Source organism: Methylobacterium bullatum (assembly GCF_014845095.1).
Lineage (GTDB): Bacteria > Pseudomonadota > Alphaproteobacteria > Rhizobiales > Beijerinckiaceae > Methylobacterium > Methylobacterium bullatum.
In genome coordinates this window covers 1-1,610 of record NZ_NKUG01000254.1, presented here as the reverse complement: position 1 = coordinate 1,610, position 1,610 = coordinate 1, and the positions used below count along the sequence as shown (strand labels likewise).

At 71.2% G+C, this 1,610-nt stretch carries 2 protein-coding genes; both read left to right on the top strand.

Going from position 1 to position 1,610, the window contains the following annotated elements; translation table 11 throughout:
* Window positions 1–234 (top strand): S4 domain-containing protein (locus MBTS_RS22770; RefSeq protein ID WP_192216556.1); only part of this gene is annotated, 234 nt, incomplete at its 5' end.
* Between the two features lie 178 nt (window positions 235–412).
* Entirely contained in the window at window positions 413–1,582 is a 1,170-nt protein-coding gene (locus tag MBTS_RS22765) for an aminotransferase (protein ID WP_147833558.1), read from the top strand.
* Window positions 1,583–1,610 lie beyond the last annotated feature (28 nt).

Below are 1,610 nucleotides of genomic sequence, written 5' to 3'. Positions count from 1 at the left end.
CTTGCCGCCGCCCTGGTGGAGGACGGCTTCGTCCGCGTGAACGGGACGCGCGCCGACAATCCCGCCAAGGGGATCGGCATCGGTGACGTGGTCACCGTCGCCGCCGCCCATGTGACGGCGGTGGTGCGGGTGCTGGAACTCGGCGAGCGGCGCGGCCCCGCCCCCGAGGCGCGGGGCCTCTACGCCATCCTGTCGGGCGGCCCGTCCCCGGAACCCGACGACGGCGCGGCGTGATCCGCCTCTCCCGCACGGCTACGACAGTCACACGCTCTCGCAGGACGCTCCTGTCCCCTTCTCCTTCCAGGGGAGGGGGCGGTGACGCCTGCCGGATGTGCGCATATCCTGGGCCCTCGGGCGGCGCCCGATGGACGTCCCGCCGGTCGACTCCCGCCAGCCACGAGCGTTTTTGCGGATGAACCCTGTCTTCGCCGATCTCCCCAATACGGTGTTCGACGTGATGTCGGTGCTGGCGCGCGACCTCGGCGCGATCAATCTCGGCCAGGGCTTCCCCGACGATCCCGGCCCGGCCGACGTGCGCGAGAAGGCCGCCGAGGCCCTGCGCGACGGCTACAACCAATACCCGCCGATGATGGGGCTGCCGACCCTGCGCCGCGCCATCGCCGACCATTACGAGCGCCATCAGGGCCTCGCCCTCGACCCCGAGACCGAGGTGATGGTGACGTCGGGCGCCACCGAGGCCCTGGCCGCGAGCCTGCTCGCCCTGGTCTCGCCCGGCGACGAGGTGGTGCTGTTCGAGCCCATGTACGACGCCTACCTGCCCATCGTCCGGCAGGCCGGCGGCATCCCGCGCTTCGTCACCCTGCGGCCTCCGCATTTCCGCCTCGACGAAGACGCGCTGGCGGAAGCTTTTTCCGAGCGCACGCGGGTCGTCGTGCTCAACAACCCGCTGAACCCGACCGCGACGATGTTCGGGGACCAGGACCTCGCCCTGCTGGCACGGTTCTGCCAGCGGTTCGACGTGACGGCCGTCTGCGACGAGGTGTGGGAGCACGTGACCTTCGACGGACGCCCCCATCGCCCGCTGATCGGGTTCGAGGGTATGCGGGAGCGGACCGTGAAGATCGGGTCGGCCGGCAAGATCTTCAGCCTGACCGGATGGAAGGTCGGGTTCGTCATGGCGGCACCGCCCCTGCTGAAGGTGGTCTCGAAGGCGCACCAGTTCCTCACCTTCACGACGCCGCCCAATCTCCAGGAGGCGGTGGCCTACGGGCTGGCCAAGGACGAGGCCTATTTCCTCGACATGCGGGCGCGCTTCGCCCGCTCGCGCGACCGGCTGAGCGCCGGCCTCACCGGCCTCGGCTTTTCCGTGCTGCCCTCGCAGGCGACCTACTTCCTCACCATCGACATCGGTGAGCTGGGGCCGCGCCTCGGCTGCGCGGACGACGTCGCCTTCTGCCAGGCCCTGGTGCGCGAGCACGGCGTCGCCGCGATCCCGATCAGCGCCTTCTATGCGCGGGGGGCGGTGCGCAACCTGGTGCGGCTGTGCTTCGCCAAGCAGGACGCGACCCTCGACGCCGCCCTGGAGCGGCTCTCCGGCCTGATGCGGGGTCGGGCCGCGTGAGGCCGGAGAGCCGCTCCAGGGCGGCGTC